This window comes from Tepidibacillus fermentans (assembly GCF_004342885.1).
GTDB classification, from domain to species: domain Bacteria; phylum Bacillota; class Bacilli; order Tepidibacillales; family Tepidibacillaceae; genus Tepidibacillus; species Tepidibacillus fermentans.
Genome location: NZ_SMAB01000020.1, coordinates 1 through 15,449, shown reverse-complemented (window position 1 = coordinate 15,449; position 15,449 = coordinate 1). Strand labels below are relative to the sequence as shown.

Annotated in this window: 14 protein-coding genes, 2 tRNA genes, 1 pseudogene and 1 riboswitch; of the genes and pseudogenes, 10 read left to right on the top strand and 7 right to left on the bottom strand. The window is 36.6% G+C overall.

Annotated elements, in window-relative coordinates; all coding sequences use genetic code 11:
• Positions 1-83: 83 nt before the first annotated feature.
• From EDD72_RS10480 to EDD72_RS10450, 7 genes are all read left to right on the top strand, one after another.
• Positions 84-650, top strand: coding sequence for a hypothetical protein (locus tag EDD72_RS10480; RefSeq protein WP_068727835.1), 567 nt, complete (start codon positions 84-86; stop codon positions 648-650).
• 294 nt (positions 651-944) lie between these two features.
• On the top strand, positions 945-1,529 hold the full coding sequence (locus tag EDD72_RS10475) for a hypothetical protein (protein WP_132770088.1): 585 nt from the start codon (positions 945-947) through the stop codon (positions 1,527-1,529).
• Between the two features lie 184 nt (positions 1,530-1,713).
• Entirely contained in the window at positions 1,714-2,028 is a 315-nt protein-coding gene (locus EDD72_RS10470; RefSeq protein WP_132770086.1) for a hypothetical protein, read from the top strand.
• 250 nt (positions 2,029-2,278) lie between these two features.
• Positions 2,279-2,566 (top strand): co-chaperone GroES, encoded by a 288-nt coding sequence (groES, locus tag EDD72_RS10465; protein ID WP_279388106.1) that lies wholly within the window; start codon positions 2,279-2,281, stop codon positions 2,564-2,566.
• A gap of 92 nt (positions 2,567-2,658) precedes the next feature.
• Entirely contained in the window at positions 2,659-4,281 is a 1,623-nt protein-coding gene (gene groL, locus EDD72_RS10460) for a chaperonin GroEL (protein ID WP_132770084.1), read from the top strand.
• 192 nt (positions 4,282-4,473) lie between these two features.
• The gene (gene guaA, locus EDD72_RS10455) at positions 4,474-6,012 is read left to right on the top strand and encodes a glutamine-hydrolyzing GMP synthase (RefSeq protein ID WP_132770082.1); all 1,539 of its coding nucleotides are present in this window, start codon (positions 4,474-4,476) and stop codon (positions 6,010-6,012) included.
• A 100-nt stretch (positions 6,013-6,112) separates the two neighbouring features.
• A riboswitch (purine riboswitch) is annotated at positions 6,113-6,214 on the top strand.
• A gap of 154 nt (positions 6,215-6,368) precedes the next feature.
• The gene (locus EDD72_RS10450) at positions 6,369-7,727 is read left to right on the top strand and encodes an NCS2 family permease (protein ID WP_279388105.1); all 1,359 of its coding nucleotides are present in this window, start codon (positions 6,369-6,371) and stop codon (positions 7,725-7,727) included.
• 235 nt (positions 7,728-7,962) lie between these two features.
• Here EDD72_RS10450 and bioD read toward each other — a convergent pair whose 3' ends face one another.
• Genes bioD through EDD72_RS10425 form a run of 5 tightly spaced genes read right to left on the bottom strand, consistent with a single transcriptional unit; the run spans position 7,963 to position 12,408 of the window.
• The gene (gene bioD / locus EDD72_RS10445) at positions 7,963-8,649 is read right to left on the bottom strand and encodes a dethiobiotin synthase (protein WP_132770080.1); all 687 of its coding nucleotides are present in this window, start codon (positions 8,647-8,649) and stop codon (positions 7,963-7,965) included.
• A complete protein-coding gene (bioF, locus tag EDD72_RS10440) occupies positions 8,646-9,821 on the bottom strand; it encodes an 8-amino-7-oxononanoate synthase (protein ID WP_243643825.1) in 1,176 nt (391 codons plus the stop codon). Before bioF ends, bioD begins: the two co-directional genes overlap by 4 nt.
• Entirely contained in the window at positions 9,796-11,175 is a 1,380-nt protein-coding gene (bioA, locus tag EDD72_RS10435; RefSeq protein ID WP_132770078.1) for an adenosylmethionine--8-amino-7-oxononanoate transaminase, read from the bottom strand. Before bioA ends, bioF begins: the two co-directional genes overlap by 26 nt.
• Positions 11,172-11,933, bottom strand: a complete 762-nt coding sequence (locus EDD72_RS10430; protein ID WP_132770076.1) for a 6-carboxyhexanoate--CoA ligase — start codon at positions 11,931-11,933, stop codon at positions 11,172-11,174. The genes bioA and EDD72_RS10430 overlap by 4 nt, the downstream gene beginning before the upstream one ends.
• Entirely contained in the window at positions 11,920-12,408 is a 489-nt protein-coding gene (locus tag EDD72_RS10425) for a hypothetical protein (RefSeq protein WP_132770074.1), read from the bottom strand. Before EDD72_RS10425 ends, EDD72_RS10430 begins: the two co-directional genes overlap by 14 nt.
• 191 nt (positions 12,409-12,599) lie before the next feature.
• On the opposite strand from EDD72_RS10425, the gene EDD72_RS10420 reads away from it, so the two are divergent.
• Positions 12,600-12,881 carry a hypothetical protein gene (locus EDD72_RS10420; protein WP_132770072.1) on the top strand — a complete coding sequence of 94 codons (282 nt, stop codon included), beginning with the start codon at positions 12,600-12,602 and terminating at the stop codon, positions 12,879-12,881.
• Positions 12,882-12,944: 63 nt separating this feature from the next.
• Here the strand turns inward: EDD72_RS10420 and EDD72_RS10415 are convergent, their stop codons facing one another.
• Complete coding sequence (locus tag EDD72_RS10415) at positions 12,945-13,925, bottom strand: diaminopimelate dehydrogenase (protein WP_132770070.1); 981 nt, start codon at positions 13,923-13,925, stop codon at positions 12,945-12,947.
• Positions 13,926-14,071: 146 nt separating this feature from the next.
• Positions 14,072-14,377, bottom strand: a pseudogene (locus EDD72_RS10410) (transposase); the annotation flags it as partial.
• Between the two features lie 189 nt (positions 14,378-14,566).
• Here EDD72_RS10410 and EDD72_RS10405 point away from each other — a divergent pair.
• Together EDD72_RS10405 and EDD72_RS10400 are read left to right on the top strand one after the other, a co-directional pair.
• Positions 14,567-14,653: transfer RNA gene (locus tag EDD72_RS10405), tRNA-Leu, on the top strand.
• A 14-nt stretch (positions 14,654-14,667) separates the two neighbouring features.
• Positions 14,668-14,744 (top strand) — tRNA-Pro (locus EDD72_RS10400).
• Positions 14,745-15,449: the final 705 nt, after the last annotated feature.

Sequence of the window (15,449 nt, the reverse complement as noted above, 5' to 3'; positions counted from 1 at the left end):
TTCAAGCAATCATGCCCATTATCTTTTCTAATTGATAGAAAATTGCTATTAGTATTTAAATATTAATGGGACGGTGAGAAATTATGAATAAAAAAATATTTATCATAATTTTCCTTTTAAGTATGGGGCTTACAGCTTGTAGTAAAAATACATTTCCTAGTGATATTGAAAGAGAAATAGAAAAACAGATGGATGTAAATATAACAATCCCTACACAGGAGAATTTACCGATAACCTTTATTAGTTTATTGCTACCACCCGAATTAGATTTAAAAACAACGGGAAATCGTTATATTGCTCAAGTCATCTATGCAAACGAAAAAGGAGAGCTCATATCATTAACTGATGAACAAAAGCAACAAATTGAGGAAAATAATAGAATGAGAATTCTTTATGGTGAATATAAAGGTGAAAAGACTGTTGAACTTAATATAGGAAAAGGTTCATCTTCTTTATCAGGCTCAGAAAATAAAAAAATTGGGGATGTACTAGTAGAATACAAATTAGAAGAAACAAAACGTGGAAAAATATTATTCCTACTATTTAATGATAAAGATGTTTATTACTTGATGAAATTTCATTTAAGTAGCCTATTTACTGAACAAGATGGATTAAATTTTGCAGCAGATTTAATCAATAACACAAGATAATAATATAAGTATTTCAAATAATTATCTACATTAGTCCTGTCCAATTCCTAAAAGTAAGGAGAATTTTGGACAGGAACAACAAAAATTAACAATAGATGGTCCGTTAATTGTAAAAGATGAACAATTTTTCCATAAAATAATAATTTTATTTAACTGGATAGATAAATACTTTAAGAAATTTACAACCTAAATTCCCTTATATTTGTAATGCAGGTTAATTTCTATTGAAATAATTTACAGACTGGTGTACTGTTGTGCCCAATCTGTTCGTTACATTCCTATGGAGGACTTTTTATGAAGAAAACGGTTATTATACTTGAAATGGTTTTATTTCTGATTACTTTACTGCTTGGGTATTTATATTTACAAGAACAGAAACAAAACAAAATTTTATTGGAAATTATTAATGAAGATGCATATGGTATTTTTTTCTCTTCATTGTCTAGTATGAAGGAATTAGAAGAAACATTAAATCAATGGATCGCGAAGAAAACCATAACTTTAGATGATATGGACGGAATAAGTAATTTATTACAGGAGAATATAGCTAATTTAAATGGTTTGTATGCAACCTACAATAAAATTTATACAAAGAATTTACAGTCACCCCTCATATTTAATGATTACTTTAAAGGTTTACGAAACTTTTTACGTAATTCAAACGCTCGGAGTATCGAGGGTAGTAGTATATTACTAGATGAAGATGATTTAGAAGAACTCAAAAGCTATCAAATTAAGTTAAAATTGATCAATCAGATCTCAAATGAAATATTCCCTGAAGAAGAATGGGAATCCATTCAGGATAAAGGCTTTTTTAATGATTCAAGGTGGATTCAATGGTTTGAAAAATCCGAACAAATTATTATAAGGCCTGAATAAAAAATTAGTAGTGTTGTGAGTACGAAGCAATACTAATCCGAACTAAAATACCTATATTTCAATTGCTTATCGCGAATAACAGATTGGTAAGTTTTAAAAGGGGAATTATAATGATAAGAAAAGATTTTCTGGATTTGTTCCTCGTGATCAGAGTCAGCCCGATCATACTTTCCTTACAGGTGATGTGGCATTAAAACTAATTGGCGATTGGCAGGAGAAGTTCTCACTATTAGTTAGCAATCCTGAAGCTACAATTAAACTTTTTACCGAAGAAGAAATTACTAAATTACATGAACATGGGCTAACTAATACTCAGATAAATATTATGAGCTCTAAGGCTGTAAAAACTTTATTAGATCTATTTGAAACTGAGATTATGAAAGATAGTGAACGTAAGATTGTAATTGAATCGTTTTTGAAAAACAAATGTACCTCGATTCAGGATAGAAACACCTATTATTGTCCTAATGGCAACAAAGCCATACTTTCTCTACCATAATAAATGAATGCTTCACTAATTACTAATTTGGAAACGATTATAATATTCTTATTGGTGTTCCTCGTAGCACTTATTTTTTTTGTATCTTTCGTTGGAATATTATGCTAGAATTTGGGCATACTGTTTGACGGAAAAATTTTAATAAAACGACTTGAAAAATATGCTAAGTTTTATTATTATTAAAAATGTGTTAGCACTCTATTAAGGCGAGTGCTAATAAAAGGATAATAAACATAATAAGGAGGTTTCTGTGAAGATGATTAAACCAGTTGGTGATCGTGTCGTTATTGAACCAATTGAAAAAGAACAAACTACTGCTAGCGGAATTGTTCTACCAGATACTGCGAAAGAAAAGCCACAAGAAGGCCGTGTTATTGCAGTAGGTAGCCGTCGCAATGAAAAAGGAGAACGGGAACCATTAGATGTTAAAGAAGGAGATCGTGTCATCTATTCCAAATACGCAGGAACAGAATTAAAATATCAAGATAAAGAATACTTAATCATGCGTGAAAGCGATATTCTTGCCATCATTGAATAGAGTACCTGCGTTATACGTGAAGTTTTTTCATACTTAACGAATCAGCACACTAACATAAATGTTCGAGAAAAAATGTATAGGAGGTAAGCAGAATGGCGAAACAAATTATCTTTGGTGAAGAAGCTCGTCGTGCGATGTTACGTGGGGTAGACGCTTTAGCAAACGCTGTAAAAGTAACACTAGGACCAAAAGGACGTAACGTTGTATTAGAAAAGAAATTCGGTTCACCATTAATTACAAATGACGGTGTTACCATTGCAAAAGAAATCGAGTTAGAAGACCCATTTGAAAACATGGGGGCTCAATTAGTAAAAGAAGTAGCAACGAAAACAAACGATGTAGCTGGAGACGGAACAACCACGGCTACTGTTTTAGCCCAAGCATTAATTCGTGAAGGTTTAAAGAACGTAACTGCTGGAGCAAACCCAATGGTTATTCGCAAAGGGATTGAAAAAGCAGTAAATGCTGCAGTTGAAGAAATTAAGCGAATTGCAAAGCCAATCGAAGGAAAAGCATCCATTGCTCAAGTTGCTTCTATCTCTGCTGCAGATGAAGAAGTAGGACAATTAATTGCTGAAGCAATGGAGAAAGTAGGTAATGATGGAGTTATTACCGTAGAAGAGTCTAAAGGTTTTGTTACTGAATTAGAAGTAGTAGAAGGTATGCAATTCGACCGTGGATATATTTCTCCATACATGATTACTGATACCGATAAAATGGAAGCTCTGTTAGAAGATCCATTTATCTTAATTACAGATAAGAAGATTACAAGTATCCAAGAAATCTTACCTGTTCTTGAAAAAGTCGTACAACAAGGTCGTCCACTTTTAATCATCGCTGAAGATTTAGAAGGGGAAGCTTTAGCTACATTAGTAGTAAACAAACTACGCGGTACTTTCACTGCAGTAGCTGTAAAAGCACCTGGATTCGGTGATCGTCGTAAAGCTATGTTACAAGATATTGCAATCTTAACAGGTGGTGAAGTAATCACTGAAGAACTAGGTCTTGATCTTAAGACTACCACAATTGATCAATTAGGTCGTGCACGTCAAGTACGTGTAACCAAAGAAAACACCATAATTGTTGATGGAAATGGTGACAAAGCACAAATCGCAGCTCGTGTCAACCAAATCCGTCAACAATTAGAAGAAACCACTTCCGAATTTGACCGTGAAAAACTACAAGAGCGTTTAGCGAAATTAGCTGGTGGAGTAGCTGTTATTAAAGTGGGTGCGGCTACTGAAACTGAATTAAAAGAGAAAAAACTTCGCATTGAAGATGCATTGAACTCTACTCGTGCTGCTGTTGAAGAAGGTATCGTTTCTGGTGGTGGTACAGCACTTGTAAATGTTATCGCAGCAGTTGATAAAGTTCAAGCTACTGGCGATGAAAAAACAGGTGTTGACATTGTAAAACGCGCTTTAGAAGAGCCAGTTCGTCAAATCGCTAACAATGCAGGTTTAGAAGGTTCTGTGATTGTTGAGCGTTTGAAAAAAGAAGATATTGGCATTGGTTTCAACGCTGCTACTGGTGAATGGGTAAACATGATCCAAGCTGGTATCGTTGACCCAGCAAAAGTAACTCGTTCTGCATTACAAAATGCTGCATCTGTTGCTGCTATGTTCTTAACCACAGAATCAATCGTCGCTGACAAGCCAGAACCAGAAAAAGCAAACCCAGGAATGCCTGACATGGGCGGAATGGGAATGATGTAATCGTAATTGGCAATTCAACAGGTCCTTTCTATTCAAAGAAAGGACCTTTTCTATTACTAAAATTATGATATTTTATGGTAGAATAAATGAAAAATTCTTGCTTGACGCTATTTGACGAATTTTGTTAGAATGGCAGCAATGAATGAAAAACCTAGGAAGTTATACGAAGTGAGCCGCTAAGGAGGAGCTTTCGTGGAAAAACCAAATGAAATGGTCGTTGTTCTAGATTTTGGTGGACAATATAATCAATTGATTGCACGTAGAATTCGCGAACTAGGTGTGTATAGTGAATTGATTCCTTTTGATACTTCTGTCGAAAAAATTAGAGAAATGAATCCAAAAGGAATTGTATTTTCTGGTGGACCAGCTAGTGTTTATGTTGAAGATGCACCCATTGTAGATCCGAAAATCTATGAATTAGGAATTCCGATTCTCGGTATTTGTTATGGGATGCAATTAATGACTCATCAATTAAAAGGGAAAGTGGAACGAGCAAATGTTAGGGAATATGGGAAAGCAAATATAGAAGTGAAAAATGATTCTCCTTTATACAAAGGCCTTAAAAAGACTCAACAAGTATGGATGAGTCACTCCGATTTAGTCGTAGAACCACCGTTTGGTTTTCAAATTGATGCAAGTACTGACCATGCTCCAATTGCTGCTATGAGCCACCAAGATAAAAAATTTTATGCAGTACAATTTCATCCGGAAGTACAACATTCCATTTATGGGATGGAGATGTTGAAAAATTTCCTATTTGATGTTTGTAAAGTAGAAAAAAACTGGTCAATGGAGACCTTTATTGAGGAGAAAATAAAGGAAATCCGTGAAACCGTTGGTGATAAAAAAGTATTGTGTGCGTTAAGCGGGGGTGTTGACTCCTCTGTTGTAGCAGTACTTGTACACAAGGCAATTGGTGACCAATTAACCTGTATGTTTGTTGATCATGGATTACTTCGAAAAGGCGAAGCAGAGAGTGTGATGGAAACCTTTGGTGAAAAATTCAACATGAATGTGATCAAAATTGATGCCAAAGATCGCTTTCTTGCCAAGCTAGAGGGTGTAAGTGATCCGGAACAAAAACGTAAGATTATAGGAAATGAATTTATCCGTGTTTTTGAGGAGGAATCTCAAAAACTAGGGGAATTTGATTTCTTAGCTCAAGGGACCCTTTATACCGATATTATTGAAAGTGGAACGAAAACAGCCCAAACCATTAAATCCCACCATAATGTTGGTGGGTTACCAGAGGATATCCAATTCCAATTAATCGAACCATTAAATACGTTATTTAAAGATGAAGTAAGAAAAGTTGGAACCGAATTAGGGATTCCAGATGAAATTGTTTGGCGTCAACCCTTCCCTGGTCCTGGATTGGCTATTCGCGTTCTAGGTGAAGTTACGGAAGATAAATTAGAAATTGTTCGTGAATCTGATTATATTCTTCGAGATGAAATAAAAAAAGCGGGACTAGATCGAGAAATATGGCAATATTTTACAGTCTTGCCTGACGTTCGTAGTGTAGGCGTTATGGGAGATATCAGGACTTATGCTTATACCGTTGCAATTCGCGCCGTAACATCAATCGATGGAATGACGGCAGATTGGGCAAGAATACCATATGACGTTTTAGAAAAAATATCGAATCGTATCGTTAATGAAGTAGAGGGAATTAATCGTATCGTTTTAGACATTACATCAAAGCCACCTGCGACGATTGAATGGGAATAAATAGAATTAAACCGAACAATATATATATTTTTTTTAAAAATATTCGTATTTTAGGTTGACAGCCTATTTTTTTCTTGTTAGACTAAAACCGTAATCAAAAATTAATAATTTATTGCAACTTCGTATAAGTTTGGGAATATGGCCCAAACGTCTCTACCAGGCAACCGTAAATTGCCCGACTACGAAGGTTAAACAAACAATCATAAATGGGTTGATTCAATTTATGACATATGCCATTGCCAAATGGTAATTTTGTCGTAAGGGGTCATGATCTAACATTGTTTTGTTTAGACCTTTGTGCCTAGGTAGAGACGTACCTAGGTTTTTTTATTTAATTAGAAAAAGGAGGAGAAAAAATGGAACGTACATTAAATGTTCCACCGAAGGCAAAGGTCGGTATGAATAATTCTTTGTTAGATCGTTTTTTTCATCTTTCAGAAAACAAAACCAGCGTTCGTACTGAATTACTTGCTGGAGTTACTACATTTTTAACGATGGCCTACATTTTGATTGTTAACCCACTGTTCTTAGGAAAAGAAGCAGGAATGGGAGTAGGTTCAGTATTCGTCGCAACAGCAGTAGCTTCTGCCATTGGAACTTTATTAATGGGGCTTTTAGCGAACTATCCTATTGCCCTTGCACCAGGAATGGGTTTAAATGCATATTTTACGTTTGCTGTTGTCTTGGGAATGAAGGTTCCTTGGCAAACTGCACTTGGAGCTGTTTTTCTATCTGGTCTTATCTTTTTTCTTTTAACACTGACGAAGGTGCGGGAAGCGATTATTAATGCGATTCCTTCTGGTTTAAAATTAGCGGTTTCTACTGGTATTGGACTTTTTATTGCGTTTATTGGATTTAAAAATGCAGGAATTATCGTAGCAGATCCAGAAGGTACATTTGTGACCTTAACTCATGATTTAGGAAATCCAAATATATTATTAACAATTTTTGGTTTAATCATAACTTTATTCTTTATGATTAAAAAAGTAAAAGGTGGTATTTTTTATGGAATGATTGTGACAGCAATTGTAGGTTGGATTTTTGGAATTGTAAAAACACCTACGGCCATTTTTTCTATGCCACCTTCAATTGCTCCTACTTTTCTCCAATTAGATATCATGGGTGCAATAAATATGGGATTTTTAACAATCGTCTTTTCATTCCTATTTGTTGACTTATTTGATAATATTGGAACGCTTGTAGGGGTTATGAATCAAGCTGGTTTCTTAAAGGATAACAAAATACCAAGAGCAAGTCGGGCGCTATTCGCTGATTCAATTGCAACGATGGTAGGTTCTTTATTTGGTACCTCTACTGTTACTTCTTATATTGAATCGTCAGCAGGTGTAGCAGCTGGAGGGCGTACAGGATTAACAGCAGTATTTACTTCAATGATGTTTATTGTTGCTTTATTTTTCTACCCGTTAGTTGAAGCTGTTGCAGGAGTGGCAGCCATTACTTCTCCAGCATTAATTATTGTGGGGATTTTGATGGTAGCTAGCTTAAAAGAAATTGAATGGAAACAACTAGACGAAGCAGTGCCAGCGTTTTTAACAATGCTGATGATGCCATTAACATTCAGTATTGCAACAGGTATTAGTGTGGGATTTGTAACTTATCCATTAGTAAAAATCTTTGCTGGAAAAGCTAAAGAAGTTCATCCGATTATGTATGTACTCGGTATACTATTTGTTTTACGTTTTATCTTCTTATAAGGAATAAAAAATAATTGGTTATTATTATAATCAAAACATTAAGTGAAACATCTATTTAGAGGTTATTAGTTTTTGAAACTGATAACCTCTTTTTTAAGTGCCCCAGCATGGGCGCAAACTAGTCGGTGAAAATCCGATATGGGGGCTGGTAGTGCCAACCGTTAGCTTAAGACAAGGGTGTCCACCGTGAGGTGGAAACAAAGCCCCTTTTATTTTGTCTAGCATGGTTAACCTCCTAAAGGAAATAGTTCAGTTGAAGATTTTGATTCATTATCTTGATGATTGTACTACGATCAATCGTATCCACCCAAGGAATAACACCTAGCACTGGAACCCGACAAAATTGTTCAATCAATTTGGGATTTGTCTTTTCAGCTTCTCCAGCTTCATTTTGTTTTAATCCATTAATAATGACTCCTAGAACATCTAATCCTTTTTGTCTAGCATATTCAACTGTCAAACAGGTATGATTGACTGTTCCTAAATTAGGTCTAGCCACAATTACCAGTGGTAATTTTATTTCAACAGCTAGATCACTTACCAAATAGTTCTCACCATAAGGAACAGCTAGACCCCCAGCTCCCTCTACTATAAAAAAGTCGTGGGTCACTTTCACTTGGTCCCATTTATCGATAACATCCTGTTTCTTTATAGTTCTTCCTTCTAATTGTTGGGCAATATAGGGCGCTAAAGGTGCATCAAATTGAAAAGGGTTAATGCATTCTAGAGAGTTGGTATCTTTGGACATTGTTTTTAAGATCATCGCATCACTGTGCGGATCGTCTCGCTTCATTCCACTCAACATTGGCTTAAAAACGCCGACGTCAATTCCATGATCAACTAACATTGCAGCAATACCTGCAGCAACAAATGTCTTCCCGATATCTGTATCTGTACCCGTTATAAAAATGCCTTTTTTCATTGAATCACTCCTAAGCTTTGGCCTACTCGTTGAAACACTTCTATAACCTCTCCTATTTGTTCTTCAGTGTGACTGGCCATTAGTGAAATTCGAATTCGACACTGGCCAATTGGCACTGTCGGTGGTCGGATGGCTGGTGCAAAAATACCTTGTTCTTCTAGCTCTTTTGCAAACTCGACAGCAAGTTTAGCTTCACCGATTATCACTGGAATAATAGGAGTAATCCCATCATCAACCCGAAACCCTAAAAGTTTTAACTGTTTTCGGAGCATTTTACCTAGTCGAAGAAGATGCTGGCGTAATTGTTGGTTTTGTTCAATAATATCAATTGAAGTGATTGTGGCAGCGGCAATACTTGGTGCCATTGCTGTTTGAAAAATAAAGGATCTTGCCTTATTTCTAAGATATTGAATCCAAACTTCTTTTCCTGCGACGTAAGCTCCCTCTGTCCCAACCGCTTTACTAAAGGTTCCAATCACTAGATCAATCTCATGCTCTAAATTAAAATGTTCAGCGGTACCTCTTCCGTGTTCGCCAAGCACGCCTGTGCCATGCGCATCATCCATGATCACATAAGCATTATATTTTCTAGCTAATGCTACTATCTCTGGCAATGGAGCCAAATCTCCATCCATGCTAAAAACACCATCAGTAACAATAAACTTTTTTTTGAAAACGCTTGTCATACGTAGCTTCTCTTCAAGATCATTCATACTTTTATGATGGTAAATTATTGTTTTTGCTTTACTAAGTCGACAACCATCTACGATACTCGCGTGATTTAATTCATCGCTAAGAATAACATCTCCTTCTCCAGCAACACTTGATAAAACACCAACATTAGCCAGATAACCACTGGAAAATAATAAGGCACTTTCTGCTTTTTTAAACGTCGCTACTCTTTTTTCAAGTTGATCATGCCAAATGGTATTCCCCGTTGTTAATCTTGCGCCACCACTTCCTACTCCAAAAGATTGAAGTACTTCTGTAGCACTCTGAATTAATCGATCATCCGAAGCAAGCCCCAAGTAATTGTTCGAAGATAGAAGCAGCAATTCTTTTCCTCTTATTTTAATCCTAGGTTCTGGAGGTGTCTCAATCGTTTTTAATTGTCGGTATAACCCCTTTTCTTTTATAACTTTTAGTTCATCTTCGACCCACTTCGTATTCAACGGGTTCCTCCTCCTTTTCCGTAACCAAAACAATCGCTTTCTTTAACAAATGAACCATTTCTTTTAATTCTTGTTCAGTTGAGGCGAGTGGTGGCATAAATACAATCACATCTCCTAATGGTCGAGTTAACATTCCTAATTCTCTTAACTTAAGCGTGACATGGTAGCCTGTTCTTGCTTCAAATGGAAATGGTTCTTTGGTTGTTTTATCCTTTACCAATTCGATCCCTACCATAAATCCTAGCTGACGAATATCACCAACATGAGAAAGCGATTTAAGCTCTGAAAGTAACTGCTCTAGATAAACAGACTTTCTTTTCACTTGGTTAACGATGTCCTCTTTCTGAAATAAATCTAAATTTGCTAAAGCTACTGCACAGCCAAGTTGGTTTCCTGTATAGGAGTGTCCATGGAAGAATGTTTTCATATTTTCATAGTGATCATAAAAAGCTTGGTAAATTTCCTCTGTTGTAAAAGTTACAGCAATCGGGAGATAACCACCAGTAATTCCTTTCCCCACTGTCATAAGATCAGGTGTTACCCCTTCATGCTCACAAGCAAACATTTTTCCCGTTCGGCCAAAACCAGTTGCGACCTCATCCAAAATAAGAAGAACGTTGTATTTCGTACATAGCTCACGTATCCCACTTAAAAATCCATCCGGCATAAGGATCATCCCACCTGCACCTTGCATCATCGACTCCATGATAACAGCCGCAATTTCCTCATGGTGATCTTTTAATAAACTTTCAAGTTGTGCAAGACTTTCATCTCTTGTTTGGACAGGATCCCCACTAGGATGGCGATACACATAAGGAAATGGAACTTTATAGGTTTCAAACATCAATGAACCATAAACTTGGTGAAATAGATCAATTGAACCAACGCTGATCGCTCCAATCGTGTCGCCATGATATCCATTTGTCATGGTGACAAATTTCCTTTTATTCGCTCTCCCTAAATTTTGCCAATATTGAAAAGACATCTTAATCGCAATCTCAACCGCCTCTGCACCACTATCGGAATAGAAAACCCTTGTTAGACCCTCTGGTGTAATTTTAATAAGCTTTTCTGCTAACTCTGTTGCAGGTACATTGGTCATCCCTAATAAAGTAGAATGAGCAATTTTCCCTAACTGTTCTTTGATCGCATTATCTAATTCCTTCTTTCGATGTCCATGTACATTAAGCCATAGTGAGGAGAATCCATCATAATACTCCTTTCCGTTAATATCTTTCAGTTTAATTCCTTCTCCACTTTCGATAATCAAGGGATTTTCATCATAGTCCTTCATTTGTGTGAAAGGTAACCATAAATATCTTTTACTCTTTTCAATTAAGTCTACAGAATTCATTCATACTCCCCCATTTTTAATAGAATTGGCGTTTTTTCTAAGAATTGAATATAATCATTCACTCTCACATCAGGATTGACAAATATAACCCTGCCCCCATTTTCGTCTCCGTGTTCTTTCATTTTTGTAATCCGATGATAACCAAGGATTTTACTAGAAACATAACCAATTACATAATTCGGATCATCTGACCAACATAATTCAGCAACAACCCCCTCATAATGACTAATTTTTGTAGCTAATGCCAACGCTTCTTTTAGACGGATATTGGGTTGTAGCTGTTGAGCGTAACACCATTTTTCAAATTCTCCGACTTTCCAATCCAATCTTGTTGCTCTAACACCTTTTAACCCTTGTTGATCGATTCTATCACCTGTAATAGCATCTACCAGTATAGCACCACGTACCTCATTCGTTATCTCCATCCATTTGAAGCCTTTATCGATTACAATTTCTTTCAATCCTAGATCTCGCAAAATACCCCTTGCTAGATTTCTTCCTTCCTCCACTTGATTTACTGTATGGGTATAAACCGATAATGGAGACAGCATCTGAACAGGTTCTACTATAAGGTCAATCGTTAGCTGGAGGAAATCTGGGTTACCACGATCATGTTCCAGTGCTTTTCTTAATAAATAAGAAACTCGATCCTGAATTTCATGGAATGCTGCGATTTGCTCGCCACCAGAAATATGTTTTCCACCCTGTTCATGTGGACCGCCTAGTGCTGCGCGCATCCGAATACTATACAGATTCATACGATCTCCACACCACCTTATTGGCTCTTTGCAACACTTTCGTAAGCGGATAAACCGTAATCACGGTATAAATCATTCCCGGAATTGCAGTTAGGATTAGAGGAAGTGGCTCAATTTGTAAAGTATAAGCAAGTCCAATACGTGCAATGAGAGATCCAATTGGTCCTGCAATAAGAATAACCCCAAGAGATGTTCTAAATAGTGCAATTATTCCACCTGCAACAAGGCGAAAAAGAATTGCCACCTCGACATTAAGAATTGTATGAAGCCCTAGCATGAATAAAACAGAACTCGCAATTAAACCTGCGATAAAGTAACGCCAAAATCCAAAAGTAACAACAATAGCAACGGCCAATGGAGCGGACAACTGAAATTCTGAACCTGGAAACCCTGTTGGAATTTTAATCATACCAGTTACCGCTATAAAACTAGCTAGTAAAGCAATTCTTGTTAATTCTGAAACTCTTTGGTTCATACCATCTCCCCTAAATAATTTGTTAACTTAAATAAAAGCATCCTGTTAACATTTAGTTTAGAAAGGATAGAAAATAATGTCAATTACTTTTCATTAATTTTCTGAAAATATCATTAGTTATGGATGCTCACATACTTAAGAGCATTCCTTCCTTTATTGTGATACAATGAGTTTTGGTGGAGGTGAATAGTATGGAAAGAAATGAAAAACGTGTGGTTTGTGATTTGCCTTGGTGCAAATTAATTTTATGGTTTGATGAGAATATGGTTCCAATGGTGGAATTAATAGATAAAAAAGACCCTACACATAATGTACAGACCACTGCTCTTTGGTTTGTAGAAGAATTCTTAACTTCTTACGCCTTTATATTGACCAACATTCCTGAAATCTCGAAGTTTCGGGGAATTGTGTTACAAGGAAGAGAAGTGCTTGAAGAGTACTATGATGGTTTGTCTGTAGATGACGAAGAATAGAAAAAATCCCCTAGATAACAATGAAGATACCTAGGGGATTCTTACTTTTAGTTAAAGTTTTTTTTACAACAATCGCTTACGTAAATCCTCTGGGGATTCAGGTGACAAATAACCTGGTGCAATGTCAAAAACGGTTTTTGCCCCTGTTTGACCCTCTTTTTGAAGTCGGTATGCGGCTCTCGCATAGGCCACCAATACACTTGCGGTGAATTCAGGGTTGCTATCCAACTTTAAGGAAAATTCTACAATATGTTGGTTTCCTTCCCCTGTCTGCCCGCTACGAATCACAAACCCACCATGAGGCATTGTGGAATGATTCGCTTTTAATTCTTCTTCAGAGATGAATGTAACCTTTGTATCATAATCTGAGAAATAATAAGGCATTTCCATAATATCTCTTTTTACCTTTTCAGCATCAGCACCCTCTTCAAGTACAACATAGCAATCACGTAAGTGTTTTTCCCTTGTAGATAATTCAGGATTCTCTCCAGAACGTACACGTTCAATCGCTTCTGTTACAGGCACCGTATATTGAACGGCATTCTTAACTCCTTCTACTCGGCGAATCGCATCAGAATGGCCTTGGCTTACTCCTTTTCCCCAGAAAGTATAATCTTTTCCATGAGGTAAAATGGCCTCAACAATCATTCGATTAAGAGAAAATAATCCCGGATCCCAACCTGTGGAAATGACGCTTACTTTCCCACTTTCCTTTGCAACTTGATCAATTTTCGCAAAATATTCCGGGATCTTGGCATGGGTATCAAAACTATCAACTGTATTAAACATAGCTGCAAATTGTGGCCCTTGTTCAGGTATATCTGTCGCTGAACCTCCACAAAGAATCATGACATCAATCTGATCCTTATATTCTTCTGCTTTAGATATATGAACCATCTTTGATCCAACAGTAGCAACTTGTTCTGGTGATCTTCTTGTAAAGATCGCCTCCAATTGCATATCCGGATTTTGTTTAATGGCTAATTCAACGCCTTTTCCCAGATTACCATAACCAACAATACCGATTTTAATTTTTCCACTCATTCTAGTTCCCCTCCTAGTGCAATTAGATTGAAAATTTTCCAACAAAATTTATTTCGACACTTTACTCCAATAACCCTTTAATGAAAAATCAAAATAATTGGCTCTTTTCTTGATTAATCCATTGTGACGTTCATTCGAGCCACGTTGGCAAAGCGAATAAAATCAGATGCTTGGACGAGTTTATATTTAGCCCCGCAATGGGAGCGGTTGGCTTCATAACGTGCTTGTCCTGTTTCTGGGAAATAGGCCTTATACTCAGATAAGTCAGAACGACGCTGAATAACAGTTCCTCGCTTCAATTCTCGAGAAATCGTAGATTTGTGGCGACCAAGAAGATCTGCAATCTCTTGGAGGGTTTTTCCTTCTTTCTGTAGCACTTGAATTTGACCTCGCTCATATGGAGTGAGATGTTTAAAATGACGTTTCTTTGTGTTATGATTAGAATAAGCCATCGTTAAATCCTCCTGTTATGTATGGTTTTCGTCGACTTAATCATAACGGATTTACTAAGGCTTTTTCTATGTATTTGTTGTTGCATTTAATTTTACAAAGAACCCTTTTTATATTTTATATAGCTTTCAGGTAAATGAACTTGATTTAATTTTTGTAATAGTGATATATTAGTTATTGGAACTGTTAACGCGGACGTGGCGGAATTGGCAGACGCGCTAGATTCAGGTTCTAGTGGTAGAAATACCATGGGGGTTCAAGTCCCTTCGTCCGCACCATCAATTGTATTTTTCGGGAAGTGGCTCAGCTTGGTAGAGCACCACGTTCGGGACGTGGGGGTCGCAGGTTCAAATCCTGTCTTCCCGACCAATTTTTAAATAGAGGTTAAAAGACATGATTTCATTCGTACATGTCTTTTTTTTATAATCTTTTTATAATCTTTTGTGTTTACATCAATCGATGATTCAGAGAGAAGGAACAAGGTAATCCCGCAACAGTGGAACTTGTTAACAGTCAGTAGGATTTATACTTTGGTTATGAACGAACCCATTGCTATTCGCTGGATGTCAAAATGAAATGTGAATGGGATCAGCACTTTGCGCGCCTTGTTGGCTGGCTTGCTCTTAGATTGAATCTAGGGAAGCTATAACAATAGACAGTCTGTACTGTACCCGAATGTCCTTGGCAAACTTTTAAGAAGTACATCACAATAAGCTAAAAAGGATATCCTATTGACGAGATTAGTCGAATTATGTTAGAGTATAGAAGTCACGGATGTGACAATGTTCAATAAGATGTAGGAAATGGAAGAAAAAGTTTGATTGACATATTATCTAGGATTATGTTAATATGATTTTTGTCGCTTCGTTACGAATTGATCGGACGAACTGACGAAAAAAGAAACAAAAAAGTTGTTGACAATCAACAACGGAATATGATAAGATACTATTTGTCGCTGCGAAAAGCAGTTATCGAAAAGTTGTTCTTTGAAAACTGAACAGTGTCAGCTTAGCGTGAACCCTTCAATTCAGAAGGAAAAACAAAGAGCTATATCAAACAATCTTTAATGGAGAG

What these genes read in the sequence shown, in the direction of transcription:
- EDD72_RS10480 (WP_068727835.1), top strand. Translation starts at nt 84, where the DNA reads ATGAATAAAAAAATATTTATCATAATTTTCCTTTTAAGTATGGGGCTT.
- EDD72_RS10475 (WP_132770088.1), top strand. Translation starts at nt 945, where the DNA reads ATGAAGAAAACGGTTATTATACTTGAAATGGTTTTATTTCTGATTACT.
- groL (WP_132770084.1), top strand. Translation starts at nt 2,659, where the DNA reads ATGGCGAAACAAATTATCTTTGGTGAAGAAGCTCGTCGTGCGATGTTA.
- EDD72_RS10450 (WP_279388105.1), top strand. Translation starts at nt 6,369, where the DNA reads ATGGAACGTACATTAAATGTTCCACCGAAGGCAAAGGTCGGTATGAAT.
- bioD (WP_132770080.1), bottom strand. Translation starts at nt 8,649, where the DNA reads ATGAAAAAAGGCATTTTTATAACGGGTACAGATACAGATATCGGGAAG.
- bioA (WP_132770078.1), bottom strand. Translation starts at nt 11,175, where the DNA reads ATGAATTCTGTAGACTTAATTGAAAAGAGTAAAAGATATTTATGGTTA.
- EDD72_RS10430 (WP_132770076.1), bottom strand. Translation starts at nt 11,933, where the DNA reads ATGAATCTGTATAGTATTCGGATGCGCGCAGCACTAGGCGGTCCACAT.
- EDD72_RS10425 (WP_132770074.1), bottom strand. Translation starts at nt 12,408, where the DNA reads ATGAACCAAAGAGTTTCAGAATTAACAAGAATTGCTTTACTAGCTAGT.
- EDD72_RS10420 (WP_132770072.1), top strand. Translation starts at nt 12,600, where the DNA reads ATGGAAAGAAATGAAAAACGTGTGGTTTGTGATTTGCCTTGGTGCAAA.
- EDD72_RS10415 (WP_132770070.1), bottom strand. Translation starts at nt 13,925, where the DNA reads ATGAGTGGAAAAATTAAAATCGGTATTGTTGGTTATGGTAATCTGGGA.